The sequence below is a fragment of the Streptosporangium sandarakinum genome, assembly GCF_013409935.1.
Classification (GTDB): Bacteria; Actinomycetota; Actinomycetes; order Streptosporangiales; family Streptosporangiaceae; genus Streptosporangium; species Streptosporangium nondiastaticum.
In genome coordinates this window covers 1,392,242-1,405,780 of the sequence record NZ_JACCCO010000002.1, presented here as the reverse complement: position 1 = coordinate 1,405,780, position 13,539 = coordinate 1,392,242, and the positions used below count along the sequence as shown (strand labels likewise).

Annotated in this window: 11 protein-coding genes; 9 read left to right on the top strand and 2 right to left on the bottom strand. The window is 72.6% G+C overall.

What is annotated here, in order from left to right; all coding sequences use genetic code 11:
- Positions 1-20: 20 nt before the first annotated feature.
- Together cysC and HDA43_RS24735 are read right to left on the bottom strand one after the other, a co-directional pair.
- Complete coding sequence (cysC, locus tag HDA43_RS24740; protein WP_179825586.1) at positions 21-1,262, bottom strand: adenylyl-sulfate kinase; 1,242 nt, start codon at positions 1,260-1,262, stop codon at positions 21-23.
- Positions 1,263-1,377: 115 nt separating this feature from the next.
- Positions 1,378-2,106, bottom strand: a complete 729-nt coding sequence (locus HDA43_RS24735; protein WP_179825585.1) for a class I SAM-dependent methyltransferase — start codon at positions 2,104-2,106, stop codon at positions 1,378-1,380.
- Between the two features lie 152 nt (positions 2,107-2,258).
- Here HDA43_RS24735 and mfd point away from each other — a divergent pair, with 152 nt between their 5' ends.
- The 9 genes from mfd to HDA43_RS24690 all read left to right on the top strand — a co-directional run bounded on the left by mfd (position 2,259) and on the right by HDA43_RS24690 (position 13,534).
- The gene (gene mfd, locus HDA43_RS24730) at positions 2,259-5,828 is read left to right on the top strand and encodes a transcription-repair coupling factor (RefSeq protein ID WP_179825583.1); all 3,570 of its coding nucleotides are present in this window, start codon (positions 2,259-2,261) and stop codon (positions 5,826-5,828) included.
- A gap of 114 nt (positions 5,829-5,942) precedes the next feature.
- Complete coding sequence (locus HDA43_RS24725) at positions 5,943-6,557, top strand: SurA N-terminal domain-containing protein (RefSeq protein WP_179825581.1); 615 nt, start codon at positions 5,943-5,945, stop codon at positions 6,555-6,557.
- Positions 6,558-6,567: 10 nt separating this feature from the next.
- Positions 6,568-7,545: a nucleoside triphosphate pyrophosphohydrolase gene (locus tag HDA43_RS24720; protein WP_179825580.1), complete on the top strand. Its 978-nt coding sequence runs from the start codon at positions 6,568-6,570 to the stop codon at positions 7,543-7,545.
- A 77-nt stretch (positions 7,546-7,622) separates the two neighbouring features.
- Positions 7,623-8,900 (top strand): phosphopyruvate hydratase, encoded by a 1,278-nt coding sequence (gene eno, locus HDA43_RS24715; protein ID WP_179825578.1) that lies wholly within the window; start codon positions 7,623-7,625, stop codon positions 8,898-8,900.
- A 122-nt stretch (positions 8,901-9,022) separates the two neighbouring features.
- Positions 9,023-9,445, top strand: coding sequence for an FtsB family cell division protein (locus HDA43_RS24710; protein WP_312873521.1), 423 nt, complete (start codon positions 9,023-9,025; stop codon positions 9,443-9,445).
- Between the two features lie 41 nt (positions 9,446-9,486).
- Positions 9,487-10,038 (top strand): DUF501 domain-containing protein, encoded by a 552-nt coding sequence (locus HDA43_RS24705; RefSeq protein ID WP_179825576.1) that lies wholly within the window; start codon positions 9,487-9,489, stop codon positions 10,036-10,038.
- On the top strand, positions 10,035-10,994 hold the full coding sequence (locus HDA43_RS24700; protein WP_179825574.1) for a Ppx/GppA phosphatase family protein: 960 nt from the start codon (positions 10,035-10,037) through the stop codon (positions 10,992-10,994). Before HDA43_RS24705 ends, HDA43_RS24700 begins: the two co-directional genes overlap by 4 nt.
- A 169-nt stretch (positions 10,995-11,163) precedes the next feature.
- Entirely contained in the window at positions 11,164-12,552 is a 1,389-nt protein-coding gene (locus HDA43_RS24695; protein WP_179825572.1) for a hypothetical protein, read from the top strand.
- 184 nt (positions 12,553-12,736) lie between these two features.
- A complete protein-coding gene (locus HDA43_RS24690) occupies positions 12,737-13,534 on the top strand; it encodes a uracil-DNA glycosylase (RefSeq protein WP_179825570.1) in 798 nt (265 codons plus the stop codon).
- The last annotated feature ends 5 nt before the right edge of the window (positions 13,535-13,539 follow it).

The following is a 13,539-nucleotide window of genomic DNA, read 5'->3' as shown; positions in this document are numbered from 1 at the left end:
CCACTCCTCGCTCGGGGGTCTCAGCGGACCCACCCTCCACGGACCAGCGGATCGAGCACCCGGCCGACGGCGTCCTCGACGGAGACGCCGGTGGTGTCGATGACCAGGTCGGCGTCGTCGGGCTCCTCGTAGGGGTCGGAGACGCCGGTGAACTCGGGGATCAGCCCGGCGCGCGCCCTGGCGTACAGCCCCTTGCGGTCGCGCCGCTCGCACTCCTCCAGGGGCGTGGCCACGTGGACGAGCAGGAAGTCGCCGCCGACGGCCTCGACCATGGCGCGGACCTCGGCGCGGGTCGCGGCGTACGGCGCGATGGGGGCGCAGATCGCCAGCCCGCCGTGCCGGGCGACCTCGGCGGCGACGAACCCGATCCGGCGGATGTTGAGGTCGCGGTCCTGACGGGAGAAGCTCAGCCCCGCCGACAGCAGGCGGCGCACCACGTCGCCGTCGAGGTAGGTCACCGTACGGCTGCCGCGCTCCAGCAGCGCGTCGCGCAGCCCCCGGGCGACGGTGGACTTGCCCGATCCGGACAGGCCGGTGAAGAAGACCACCAGCCCGCGGCGGTGCGGCGGGCCGGGGATGGTCACCGGCTCGGGGCCGGCCAGGTGCTCGGCGGCGCCGTACGCCTCGGCCACCCGCTCGCGCAGCTCCAGGTCGACGGCCGTCTCCTCGCGGGGCGCGAGCGGCACCGCGGCCACGAGCGTGCCCTCCGGCAGCAGGTCGCGGGCGCGCAGCGCGGCGCGGACCACCGCGGGCCCGTCCTCGCCGAACACCAGGGGCAGCAGCAGGACGACCGCGTCCAGCTCCCGGGCGACGGCCCGGATCTCCTCCAGGTCGTCGAGCGGGCCGCGCATGGTGACCGCCAGCGCCGGCCGTCCGGCCAGCTCCTTGCGGACCTCCTCCGGCGTACGGCGCAGCCGGGCGAACGGCCCGTGCTCGGCCGCGCCCAGCGCCTCCACCGGCCCGGCGGCCAGGCCGTCGCGCCGTTCGGTGACGGTCAGCGCGGCCAGCGCGGCGCCCTCGGGGTCGCGGAGCGTGACGCGGTCACCGGGGGCGGCCGGGTGGTCCTCGGGAAGGGCGAGGGTGACGGGCGCCGGCCACGGCGTGCCGTCGGCCAGCGTGCCGTGCCCGGTCACCGCGTGCGCGTCGGCCGGTCCCATGAAGCCGGTGAGCGGGTGGAACGCGCCCGAGAGCAGCAGCTCCAGGTCGGCCAGCTCGCGGGCGTCGGGGGTGTGCTCGTGCGCCGCCGTCGTCTCCGCCGTCATCTCCCCGCCGTCCCCACGCCCATTGCTCCCTGATGTCGACCAACAATTCCGATCGACTTAGTCGGATTTCGCCAGCTTACTCGCAACCGAAGCGCTCGCACCAGCCCGCGGCCGGTCAGATCACCCGGGCGAAGTGGCTGTGCGGGTTGCGGATGACCATGATGATCTCATCGTGCGAGGCCGGCAGTCCGCCCCTTGAGAGCTTCTCCACCGCCGAGCAGGCGAAGGCCACCAGGCCCGCCAGCCGCCCCTTCAGCGCCGGGCCGCTCCGGCACGAGGCGTCGTCGGTGACCATCAGCCCGCGCGTCAGGCAGAAGGAGTGCATCCCCTGACGGGAGGTGACCGGCCGGTAGCGGGCCGGCAGCGGCCCCACGGCGTCCTTCGGGGCGAACCTGCGCCACAGCAGCCGCCGCAGCGGCGCGGGCAGCAGCCGGTCGCACGTGCCGTAGGCCGAGGCCCGGTCACGCATCCGCACCAGCATCAGCCCGCCCGGCCGCAGACCGGTCAGCAGCCGGTCGAGCACCAGCTCGGGATGGTCCAGCCGTTCCAGCAGGAAGGACACGTACACGACGTCGAACGCCCGCGGCGGCACCGGCACCGTCCGCAGGTCTCCGAGCGTCCAGGAATCGAGATCCTTGCGGGCGGAGGTGCTCTCGCGCAGCACCGGCAGATCCTCGTCGATCCCGGTGACGCGCGCCTCCACCCGCCCCAGATCCAGCGGATCCGCCCGGCCGCACCCGGCCATCAGGACGTCTAGCCGCCGCCCCGACAGCCCCGCCCACTGCTCGCGGATGCGCCGACCGAACATGTCGTCGTGACCGACGACCGACCGTACCTCAGACATGTCACCGAGAGTAGTCAACACATGACGATTCGCCGTGCATTTACCACTCTCGACGGAGGACCGGCGTGTGCAAGTAGCCTTGGGAGGTCACCCCCGCGCCCGCCGGCCGGGGGCAGTCGTGTTTTCCGTCGTGGGGCTGTGGGCGAAAACTGATGAGCCTTTCCGGACTGCTGGACCTTGTCGTCTCCGAGCCGAAGCTGGCCTCTCCGCTGGAGAGCGTGCGCGCGGGAGACCTCTCCGACGTGCCGCTGGTCGCTCCACCGGCGCTGCGGCCGTTCGCCGTGGCCGCGCTGGCCCGCGACGGCGCCGAGGGGGGCGGGCGCACGGTGCTCGCGGTGACCGCCACCGGCCGTGAGGCCGAGGACCTCGCCGCCGCCGTCGGAAGTCTCCTCGACCCCGCCACGGTCGCGGTCTTCCCGGCCTGGGAGACGCTGCCGCACGAGCGGCTGTCGCCGCGCAGCGACACGGTGGGCCAGCGGCTGGCCGTACTGCGCAGGCTGGCGCACCCGATCGAGGGCGACGCCGCCGCGGGCCCGCTGCGGGTGATCGTCGCGCCGGTGCGCGCGGTGCTCCAGCCGATCGTGCGCGGCCTGGGCGACCTCTCGCCGGTACGGCTGCGCGCCGGCGACGACGCCGACCTCGACCAGGTCGTCGCGCGGCTCGTGGAGAACGGCTACAACCGCGTCGACATGGTCGAGAAGCGCGGCGAGGTGGCCGTCCGGGGCGGCCTGCTGGACGTCTTCCCGCCGACCGAGGAGCACCCGCTGCGGCTGGAGTTCTGGGGCGACTCGGTGGAGGAGATCCGCTGGTTCAAGGTCGCCGACCAGCGGTCGCTGGAGGCGGCCGAGGAGGGGCTGTTCGCCGCGCCCTGCCGCGAGCTGCTGCTGACCGACGACGTCCGCGCCCGCGCCCGCGAGCTGGCCGAGCGCCACCCCGCGCTCGCGGAGATCCTCGACCAGCTCGCCGACGGCGTCGCCATGGAGGGCATGGAGGCGTTCGCGCCGGTCCTGGCCGGGGAGATGGACCTGCTGCTGGACCACCTGCCGGCCCGGTCGGCGGTGTTCGTCTGCGACCCCGAGCGCATCCGCGGCCGCGCCGACGACCTGGTGCGCACCAGCCAGGAGTTCCTGGAGGCGTCCTGGATCAACGCCGCGTCCGGCGGCGAGGCGCCGATCGACCTGGGGGCGGCGGCGTTCCGCAGCCTGGAGGACGTCCGCGAGCGGGCCGGGGAGCTCGGCCAGCCGTGGTGGTCGATCGCGCCGTTCGGCGCCGGAGCGGACGGCGGGCCCGGGGAGCCCTCCGAGACGGTCCCGGACGGCGGGGCGGTGGTCCTGCCGGCGCACGAGGCCGAGTCCTACCGCGGCGACACCCAGCGGGCGCTGAGCGACATCAAGGGCTGGCTGGACCAGGACAAGGTCGTCGTGCTGCTCAGCGAGGGGTACGGCCCCGCCGAGCGGATGGCCGAGCTGCTGCGCGGCGCGGACATGCCCGCCCGCCTGGAGCGCGACCTCGGCCGCCGGCCGGAGCCGGGGGTCGTGCACGTCAGCACCGGCCTGGTCGAGCACGGCTTCGTCAACTCCTTCCTGGCCGTGCTGACCCACCTGGACCTGGTCGGTCAGAAGGCGTCCACCAAGGACATGCGGCGCCTGCCGTCCAAGCGCCGCAACATGGTCGACCCGCTGCAGCTCAAGGTCGGCGACCACGTCGTGCACGAGCAGCACGGCGTGGGCCGCTACGTGGAGATGGTGCAGCGGACCGTGCAGGGCGCCACCCGCGAGTACCTCGTCATCGAGTACGCCAAGGGCGACCGTCTTTACGTCCCCACCGACCAGCTCGACGAGGTCACCCGCTACGTCGGCGGCGAGTCGCCCACCCTGAACCGGATGGGCGGCGCCGACTGGGCCAAGGCCAAGACCAAGGCGAAGAAGGCGGTCCGGGAGATCGCCGGGGAGCTGATCCGCCTCTACTCGGCCCGGATGGCCTCGCCCGGCCACGCGTTCGGCCCCGACACGCCCTGGCAGCGCGAGATGGAGGACGCCTTCCCCTACGCCGAGACCGGCGACCAGCTCGAAGCCATCGAGGAGGTCAAGCGCGACATGGAGCGCGGCGTCCCGATGGACCGGCTGATCTGCGGCGACGTCGGCTACGGCAAGACCGAGATCGCGGTGCGCGCGGCGTTCAAGGCCGTGCAGGACGGCAAGCAGGTGGCGGTGCTGGTGCCCACCACGCTGCTGGTCCAGCAGCACCTGTCCACCTTCGCCGAGCGATTCTCCGGCTTCCCGCTGAACGTGCGGCCGATGTCGCGCTTCCAGACCGACGCCGAGATCTCCGCGACCGTCGAGGGCCTGCGCGACGGCGCGGTGGACGTGGTGATCGGCACCCACCGGCTGTTCTCCCCCGAGGTCAGGTTCAAGGACCTCGGGCTGATCATCATCGACGAGGAGCAGCGGTTCGGCGTCGAGCACAAGGAGGCCATGAAGCACCTGCGGACCCAGGTCGACGTGCTCGCCATGTCCGCCACGCCGATCCCGCGCACCCTGGAGATGGGCCTGACCGGCATCCGCGAGATGTCGACGATCCTCACCCCGCCGGAGGAGCGCCACCCCATCCTGACCTTCGTCGGCCCCTACGACGAGCGGCAGATCGGCGCGGCGATCCGGCGCGAGCTGATGCGCGACGGCCAGGTCTTCTTCGTGCACAACCGTGTCTCCAGCATCGGCAAGGTCGCCGCGAGGCTGCGCGAGCTGGTGCCCGAGGCCAGGGTCGCCGTCGCGCACGGCCAGATGCAGGAGCACCAGCTTGAGAAGATCATGGTGGGCTTCTGGGAGCGCGAGTTCGACGTGCTCGTCTCCACCACGATCGTCGAGTCCGGGCTGGACGTGCCCAACGCCAACACGCTGATCGTGGACCGGGCCGACAACTACGGCCTGTCCCAGCTGCACCAGCTGCGCGGCCGGGTCGGCCGGGGCCGCGAGCGCGGCTACGCCTACTTCCTGTACCCGCCGGAGAAGCCGCTCACCGAGACCGCCCACGAGCGGCTGGCCACCATCTCCCAGCACACCGAGATGGGCGCGGGCATGTACGTGGCGATGAAGGACCTGGAGCTGCGCGGCGCGGGCAACATCCTCGGCGCCGAGCAGTCCGGCTTCATCGCCGGCGTCGGCTTCGACCTCTACGTCCGGATGATGGCCGAGGCCGTCCAGGAGCAGAAGGCCAAGGTGTCCGGCGTGCCGGCCGAGGAGGCCGAGCGGCCGGAGGTCAAGGTCGAGCTGCCCATCGACGCCCACATCCCGCACGACTACGTCACCTCCGAGCGGCTGCGCCTGGAGGCGTACAAGCGGATCGCCGCCGTCGCCTCCGACGCCCAGGTCGCCGCGGTGCGCGACGAGCTCGTCGACCGGTACGGCAGGCCGCCCCAGCCGGTGGAGAACCTGCTGGAGGTCGCCCGCTTCCGGATCCGCGCCCGTACGGCCGGCCTCACCGACGTCACCCTGCAGGGCCAGAACATCAGGTTCGCCCCGGTGCACCTGAAGGACTCCCAGCAGGTGCGGCTGCAGCGTCTCTACCCCAAGGCGCTGCTGAAGCAGGCGGCCGGCATGCTGCTGGTGCCCGTACCCAAGACCCGGCCGCTCGGCGGGCAGCCGCTGCGCGACCTGGACCTGCTGAAGTGGTGCGGCGACCTGGTCCAGGCGATGTTCCTGGAGGGCGCTCCGAAGGCGTAGGCCCCCGAAGAGGGTCCCCGGGGAGCCTCCCGCGGGGCGGGAGCCCCGCTCCCGGAGGGCTTCCCGCCGGGCGTGACGGTAAGGTAAGCGGCGTTTGTCGTGAAGGGATCGCGTGTGAAGTCGACTCGAGTTCGCGTCATCCTGGCGGTCGCCGCCACCGGTGTCGCTCTGACGGCCTGCTCCCCCTCGCAGGTCGGTGCCGCCGCCGTCGTCGGCGGCGACCGGATCAGCTCCGGCGAGCTGGACCGCAACGTCCAGGAGTACGAGGCCGCGCTGGACAGGGCGGACATGTCCGCGGTGAAGCAGCAGTTCCCCGGCAGCGTCCCGCAGGTGGTGCTCTACCAGCTCGCCACCGCCAGGCAGTACGCCAAGGTCGCCGGGAGCAAGGGCGTCACGGTCACCGAGGGCGAGGTCGACCAGGTGATCAACTCCCAGGGCGGCGCCGCCCAGTACGAGCAGCAGCTCCTGCAGAAGGCCGTGGCGCCCTCGCAGGTGCGCGCCTACACCCGGGCGAGCCTGATGATCACCAAGCTCATGGCCAAGTACGGCGGCGGTGCCGACCAGGAGGCCCTGCAGCGCGGCCAGCAGCAGGTGATCGACGACCTGAGGTCCGTGCCGATCGAGTGGAACCCGCGGTTCGGCAGGATCAACCCGCAGCCGAGCCAGGAGCAGCCGCAGATCTTCACCGCCGAGGACCGCTTCGGCAAGGCGTCGGAGCCGGCTGGGTAACCTCGGGGGCATGCCCCTGATCGTCGTCACCACCTCGCCCCGGGTCGCACCGGGGCTGCTCAGCAGGCGCGCCTGGCAGGTCCTGGAGGAGGGCCCGGTGCTCACTCAGGCGGCCGGCCACCCGCTCCTGCCCTACCTCGCCGAGGCCGGGATCACCGTCGAGGTCGTGACCGCCGACCCCGCCGCCCTGGTCCGGCGGGCGCAGGCGGAGACCGTCGTGTGGCTGGAGGCCGACGAGGCGCTGATGCGCTCGGTCGGCCACGCCGCGCTGGCGCTCGACGAGCCGCCGCTGATCGAGGTCGTCCCGGGCTCCTATGACCTGCCAGGCGCCCGGCTGCTGGACCTGGTGTCGGTGATGGACCGGCTGCGGACCGGCTGCCCGTGGGACGCGAAGCAGACCCACGAGTCGCTGGTGCCGTACCTCCTCGAAGAGGCCTACGAGGTGCTGGAGACCATCGAGGAGGGCGACCGCGCCGCCCTGCGCGAGGAGCTGGGCGACCTGCTGCTCCAGGTGGTCTTCCACGCCCGCGTCGCCCGCGACCGGCCGGACGCCGAGGGCGGCTTCGACATCGACGACGTGGCCGACGCGATCGTCGCCAAGCTGGTCCGGCGTCACCCGCACGTCTTCGCCGACGTCAGGGTCGAGGGCGCCGAGGAGGTCAGCGACAACTGGGAGGTCATCAAGGCCGCCGAGCGCGCGGCCAAGAACGCCGGTGACGCCGGGTCGGTCCTGGACGGCGTCCCGATGGGGCAGCCCGCGCTCTCCCTCGCCGCCCAGCTCCTGCGGCGCGCCGAGCGCGCCGGCGCCCCCGCCGATCTCGACGACTCGGCCGGGGACGACCTCGGGGCCCGGCTCTTCGCGCTGGTACGGCAGGCGCAGGCGGCCGGGCTCGACCCGGAGGCCGAGCTGCGCGCCGCGGCCCGCGCCTACCGTGATCGGGTCCGCGCCTGGGAGACGCGGGACGAGGGCCGCCGTACCGACGGGTAGGACGGCGGTCACCGTGTCGCGGGGCGGGCCTCGATAGGCTTCTGCGGCAAACTGTCCTGCGACTTTAGGAGTGCTTCGTGGCTTCCATCGAGGGCGTCACCGCTCGTGAGATCCTTGACTCCCGGGGCAACCCGACGGTCGAGGTCGACATCCTGCTGGACGACGGCAGCCAGGGCCGGGCCGCGGTGCCGAGCGGCGCGTCCACCGGCCAGTTCGAGGCCGTGGAGCTGCGCGACGGCGACGAGCGCTTCGGCGGCAAGGGTGTCGAGAAGGCCGTCCTCGGCGTGACCGACGAGATCGCCGACGAGATCGTCGGGTTCGACGCCGCCGAGCAGCGCACCATCGACCAGGTCATGATCGACCTGGACGGCACGCCGAACAAGTCCCGCCTGGGCGCCAACGCGATCCTGGGCGTCTCCCTGGCCGTGGCCAAGGCCGCCGCCGACAGCGCCGAGCTGCCGCTGTTCCGCTACCTCGGCGGCCCCAACGCGCACCTGCTGCCCGTGCCGATGATGAACATCCTCAACGGCGGCGCGCACGCCGACACGAACGTGGACATCCAGGAGTTCATGATCGCGCCGATCGGGGCGGAGACGTTCCGCGAGGCCGTGCGGATGGGCACCGAGGTCTACCACGCGCTCAAGGCGGTGCTGAAGGAGAAGGGCTACGCCACCGGCCTGGGCGACGAGGGTGGCTTCGCGCCGAGCCTGCCGTCCAACCGCGACGCGCTGGACCTGATCATGGTCGCCATCGGGAAGGCCGGCTACACGCCCGGCGAGGACGTCGCGCTGGCCCTCGACGTGGCCGCCTCGGAGTTCCACGACAACGGCGTCTACACCATCGACGGCAAGGGCTGCTCGGCCGCCGAGCTGATCGACTTCTATGAGGACCTGGTCGGCTCCTACCCGCTGGTCTCCATCGAGGACCCGCTGGACGAGAGCGACTGGGAGGGCTGGAAGGCCATCACCGAGCGGCTCGGCGGCCGGGTGCAGCTCGTCGGCGACGACCTGTTCGTCACCAACCCCGAGCGCCTGGCCCGCGGCATCGCCGAGGGCGCGGCCAACGCGCTGCTGGTCAAGGTCAACCAGATCGGCACCCTGACCGAGACCCTCGACGCGGTGGACCTGGCCCACCGCAGCGGCTACCGCTGCATGATGAGCCACCGCTCCGGCGAGACCGAGGACACGACGATCGCCGACCTCGCCGTGGCCGTCAACTGCGGCCAGATCAAGACCGGCGCCCCGGCCCGCTCCGACCGGGTGGCCAAGTACAACCAGCTCCTGCGCATCGAGGAACTCCTCGACGACGCCGCCCGCTACGCGGGTCGCGCCGCTTTCCCGAGGTTCCAGGGGTAGGTTCGCCTGTGCGGCTTGCGCCCGGTTTGCCGGGGCACGGGCCGTACGCGAGGGAGGCCGGCCCCCGCGGGTCCGCGCGGGCCGGCCGTACGGACCCCTGGACCCGGGGTGAAGAGAGGCGGGTGGGTGCGTTGGCGAGACGGCCGCAGCTGACGGGGCGGGCCGCGGTGCTGGCGGTCGTGGTGTGCGCGATCGCGATGAGCCTCGCCTACCCGATCCGGGAGTACGTCGCGCAGCGCCGCCAGATCGCCCAGCTGGAGCAGGCGCAGGCCAGGGAGCTGGCCGCGATCAAGGCCCTGGACGACCGCCGCAGGCAGCTCATGGACCCCGGCTACATCAAGAAGACGGCCAGGGAGCGGCTCTTCTACTGCGACCCCGGGCAGAAGTGCTACGTCGTGATGGGTGACGACCGCGCGGCGGAGCGGCGCAAGAGCGCGGCGGGGCCGAAGAAGGCCGTGAAGGCGCCCTGGTACGAGACCTTGTGGCAGTCGGTCGAGGCCGCCGACACCGGCCGGGGCCGGAAGGCGGCCGGGGCCGGGGGATGACCCCGATACCCTTGGTGTCGTCTTTCTCAGGGGGTGTCACGATGGTGGACGATCGCGATGTGGCGGCGGTGGAGCGGCAGCTCGGCCGGACGCCGCGCGGCCTGCGGGCGGTGGCGCACCGCTGCCCGTGCGGGCTGCCCGACGTGGTGGAGACGGCCCCCCGGCTGCCCGACGGCACGCCGTTCCCGACGCTGTTCTACCTCACCTGCCCGAAGGCGGCCTCGGCCATCGGCCGGCTGGAGACCTCCGGCGTGATGCGCGAGATGCAGGCCAGGCTCGCCGACGACCCCGAGCTCGCCCGCGCCTACCGGGCGGCCCACGACGACTACGTCGCCCGCCGCGACAAGGCCGCCGCCGAGGAGGGCCTCGCGCCGCTGCCCCGTGACATGCAGAGCAGCGGGGGCATGCCCGCCCGGGTCAAGTGCCTGCACGCCCTGGTCGCGCACGAGCTGGCGGCGCCGGGGAGCAACCCCTTCGGCCGCGAGGCGCTCGACGCGCTCGGCGAGTGGTGGGCCGACGGGCCGTGCTGCCCCGCCCCCGATCCCGAGCCCGGAGCGGCCCCCGCCTCGACCACCGAACAGGAGACCCCGTGACCCGCGTCGCCGCGATCGACTGTGGCACCAACTCCGTCCGACTGCTGATCGCGGACGTCGCCCACGACACCCTGACCGACGTGGACCGGCGGATGGAGATCGTCCGGCTCGGGCAGGGCGTGGACGAGACCGGCAGGCTCGCCCCCGAGGCCCTGGAGCGCACGTTCGCCGCGATGCGCGGCTACGCCGGGCTCATCGAGCGGCACGGGGCCTCGGCGGTCCGCGTGGTGGCCACCAGCGCGACGAGGGACGCCGCCAACCGGCAGGACTTCGTGGACGGCGTGCGCGGCGTCTTCGGGGTGGAGCCCGAGGTGGTCACGGGGGCCGAGGAGGCGCAGCTGTCCTTCACCGGCGCCACCCACGACCTCGTACGGCTCTCGCCCGAGACCGGCCTGCCGTGCCCGGAGGGCACCCGCCCGCCGTACCTGGTGGTGGACATCGGCGGCGGCTCCACCGAGTTCGTGGTCGGCTCGACGCACGTGGAGGCCGCGCTGTCGGTGGACATCGGCTGCGTGCGGCTGACCGAGCGGCACCTGCGCGGCGCGGCGAGCCCGCCGCCCGCCGAGGTGGTCGAGGCGCTGGTGGCCGACGTCGACGACGCGCTCGACCGGGTCTCCGGCGAGGTCCCGGTGGAGCGGGCGCTCACGCTGGTGGGGCTCGCCGGGTCGGTGACGACGGTCGCGGGAATGGCGCTCGACCTTTCGGAATACGACCCGCGGAAAATTCATCATTCGCGAATTCCGGCGACGCGGGTGCACCAGATCTCCGCGCGCCTGCTGGAGATGACGCACGACGAGCGGGCGGCGGTCCCCGTCATGCACCCCGGCCGGGTCGACGTCATCGTCGCGGGGGCGCTCATCCTCGACCGCGTCATGGAGCGGTACGGCTTCGAGGAGGTCGTGGTCAGCGAACACGACATTCTGGACGGAATCGCCTGGTCTATCGCTAAACCATGACAGACTCTAGACAATTCTCCTATTGATGAGGTATTGAGGGGTCTTTCCGTTTATGGTTAGGTAAAGAAGCTTTAGCGAGGCTTTGCCGTGGGGCCCGGCACAGCTGGTGTCGGGGCGGCAACCGTCTCCGGAGCGATCTACGTGTTCCTAACGAACGGAGCAACCCCTCATGTCCGGACTAGCACGTAAGCTAGCCGTCCTGAGCGCCGGTACGGCCATGCTGGCGACCATGACGGCGGGACTGCTGGCCTCGCCCGCAGCGGCGGCCAGTGGTTCCACTCAGGCGCGGGCCTCGGCGGCCCACGGCGTCCCGAAGGCCGCGGTGTCGGTCGGCGCGCCCAAGGCGTCCCCGTCGAAGTCCACCGACTGTCCCGTCAAGGTGACCTTCTCCTCGAAGATCAAGGTGAAGGCCTACGGCGGCAGGACCACCGTCGCCTACCGCTGGCTGCGCGGTGACGGCTCCAAGAGCGGCATCAAGAAGGTCACCCTCAAGGGCAAGGGCGTCAAGTACGTCGCGGTGAAGGAGTCCGCCACCTTCAAGGGCGGCGACCTCAAGAGCTGGAACTCGGTCCAGGTCCTGGCGCCGCGCAAGGTCACCTCGGCCAAGGGCTACTTCACCGTCGCCTGCGGTGAGGACAAGGGCGACGGCGGCAAGGAAGAGGTCGTCAAGCCCCGTCCCCACCGTCACTGGACCGCCACCCGCGTCTGGGTGGACGAGCGTGACTGCAAGGCCGTCGCGACCGGCCGGATCAGCACCTCCGGCAAGCGCTGGGTGCGCTACCAGTGGGTCGTCAACGGCCGCGTCGTCGACCGCGACTCGGTCTACGTGAACGGTTCGCGCCGGGTCCAGTACGTGATCGAGCCGGGCCGTGACCTGCGCGGTCAGGTGCGGCTTGAGGTCGTCGGCCGCGGCGGCTCCTCGGACGGCTCCTACTTCAGGATCCACTGCGAGGACCACTCGCCGAAGGTCACCGCCTCCGTCGCCGCCCCGGCCGACTACTCCGGCACCTGCCCGGTCACCCGCACCTTCTCCGGCACCATCCGCGTCTCCGACGCGGACGGCCCGGTGCGGTACCGCTGGATCCGTGACGGCGTCGCCGGCTCCTGGGAGACCGTCTCCTTCTACGGCCACGGCCCGCAGAGCCGTACCCTGACCGACTCCTGGAAGGCGTCGGAGTCCGGCACCGCCAGGCGGGCGATCGAGATCGCGGGCGGTCCGACCTCCGGCACCGCCTCGGCCAAGGTCGCCTGCGAGGCGGCCCCCGCGCCGAAGGCCTACATCTCCAAGTTCACGGCCTCGCAGACCGAGGTCGCGTGCTCCAGGGCCTCCCTGGCCGTCAGCGGCACCATCTACGCCGAGGGCGCGATGAAGGTCAAGTACGTCCTGAAGGTCAACGGCGCGACGGTGAAGTCCGGCGAGCTCGACTTCGCCTCGGCCGGTAGCCAGGAAGTGGCCTACGGCGCCGACTCGATCGGCACCAAGTCCGGCACCGCCACGCTGGAGATCGTCGGCGGCGGCAACGCGTCGGCGTCCTACGAGGCGGTCTGCAAGGCGTAGTACCGATGACCGGGCGGACCCGGACGGGCGGTGTGCGAGCCTGACGCCCGCCCGGACGGGTCCGAGCGAGAAGAGGAAGGCGGCGTCCGCGTCCGGCGGGCGCCGCCTTTTCGTGTCCGCCTTCTGCGTCCTGCCCGCCTTTTCCGGTCCGGGGCATCCCCTCACGTCGGGCACCATCGAAGGCATGACCTGTGTTCCTCCCGGATCCGGCTGGCCGGGCGACCCGGCCCGGCCCGACACCCCCGTCGCCCACGATGCCGCCGAGGTGGCGGAGCTGGCCAGGACGAGCGGCACGCTCGCCGAGCTGACGGCCCGGCAGTCGGTCTGCCGGGCCTGCCCGCGCCTGGTGGACTGGCGGGAGGAGGTCGCGGTGGTCAAGCGGCGGGCGTTCGCCGGGGAGACCTACTGGGGCAGGCCCATCGCGGGCTGGGGCGAGGAGAAGCCGGGGATCCTCATCGTCGGGCTGGCCCCGGCGGCGCACGGGGGCAACCGCACCGGCCGGATCTTCACCGGCGACCGCAGCGGCGACTGGCTGTTCGCCTCGCTGTACCGGACCGGCCTGGCCGTTCAGGAGACCAGCGTCCACGCCGGCGACGGACAGCGGCTCATCGGGACGCGCATGGTGGCGGCCGTGCGGTGCGCCCCGCCCGCCAACAAGCCCGATCCGGCGGAGCGGGCGGCGTGCTCCCCGTGGCTGACCGAGGAGATCGCGAGGGTCGCCGGCAGCGTGCGGGTGGTGGTCGCGCTGGGCGGTTTCGCCTGGCAGGCGGTCTGGCCGGCGCTGCGGGAGGCCGGATACGACCTGCCGCGCCCGCGACCGGCCTTCGGGCACGGCGCCGAGGTGGAGATCTCCCGCGACGGCGTCCCCGCCCACCTGCTGGGGTGCTACCACCCGAGCCAGCAGAACACCTTCACCGGCAGGGTCACCACCGGCATGCTCGACGCCGTCTTCACCCGGGCGAACACGCTGAGAAAGTTGTGAAGTCA

Excerpts from the sequence above, each read along its gene's own strand:
- HDA43_RS24705 (WP_179825576.1), top strand. The coding sequence starts at position 9,487 with ATGGTGGACGATCGCGATGTGGCGGCGGTGGAGCGGCAGCTCGGCCGG.
- cysC (WP_179825586.1), bottom strand. The coding sequence starts at position 1,262 with ATGACGGCGGAGACGACGGCGGCGCACGAGCACACCCCCGACGCCCGC.
- HDA43_RS24695 (WP_179825572.1), top strand. The coding sequence starts at position 11,164 with ATGTCCGGACTAGCACGTAAGCTAGCCGTCCTGAGCGCCGGTACGGCC.
- HDA43_RS24735 (WP_179825585.1), bottom strand. The coding sequence starts at position 2,106 with ATGTCTGAGGTACGGTCGGTCGTCGGTCACGACGACATGTTCGGTCGG.
- HDA43_RS24720 (WP_179825580.1), top strand. The coding sequence starts at position 6,568 with ATGCCCCTGATCGTCGTCACCACCTCGCCCCGGGTCGCACCGGGGCTG.
- mfd (WP_179825583.1), top strand. The coding sequence starts at position 2,259 with ATGAGCCTTTCCGGACTGCTGGACCTTGTCGTCTCCGAGCCGAAGCTG.
- HDA43_RS24690 (WP_179825570.1), top strand. The coding sequence starts at position 12,737 with ATGACCTGTGTTCCTCCCGGATCCGGCTGGCCGGGCGACCCGGCCCGG.